Genomic DNA, 573 nt, shown 5'->3' with positions numbered 1-573 from the left:
GCCTGCGGTCAGCAGGCTAATAACGAGGCGGCAGCTACCGCCTCCGCCGCACCGAGCGAAACCGCTTCGGCGTCTGCAGCGGCATCTGGATCGCCCTCGGCGAGTGCCACTCCGTCTACTGTCCGAGGCTATTCCGGCGGTTCGAAGGCACCCGATGGGGAGTACCGTAAGGCCGACTGGCAGGGACCTGCACAGAATGTACCCAAGCCTCCTGTGCCCGAAGAGGGTTACCGCGAGAAGTCTATTTCCGGGCTGGAAAAGACCATTCGGGCATGGATCCTGCATGAAAATTATTCAATCCAGACTGGAGACTACACTGAAACCCTTAAATTTTTGAGCCCATCCTTTACATCAGAGATTGATTTCTATAAAAAGATTTCTTCCCTGTACCAACGAGGTGGCTGGGTTGTAGCTGGAACCCATAATTTTATTGCCAATGGTGCTCCATGGTCTGAGGGCGGGGAGACCTATATTTGGCGCGCCTACCGCCAGTGGACTTACGCTATGTATGTTGAGCCTGACGGCAGCTGGGAAAATCATGAAAATAGTGAAGATAACAACAATATGTGGGAT

The 573-nt window shown here is 53.2% G+C and carries 1 protein-coding gene; it reads left to right on the top strand.

The window, feature by feature from the left end:
* Positions 1-573: DUF6318 family protein (locus ROTMU0001_RS09135; RefSeq protein ID WP_005507459.1), on the top strand; the 573-nt coding region annotated here is incomplete at both ends.

The sequence above is a fragment of the Rothia mucilaginosa ATCC 25296 genome (genome assembly GCF_000175615.1).
Lineage (GTDB): Bacteria > Actinomycetota > Actinomycetes > Actinomycetales > Micrococcaceae > Rothia > Rothia mucilaginosa.
The sequence above is the reverse complement of the archived record's forward strand: the minus strand, read 5'-3'. Positions and strand labels throughout refer to the sequence as shown.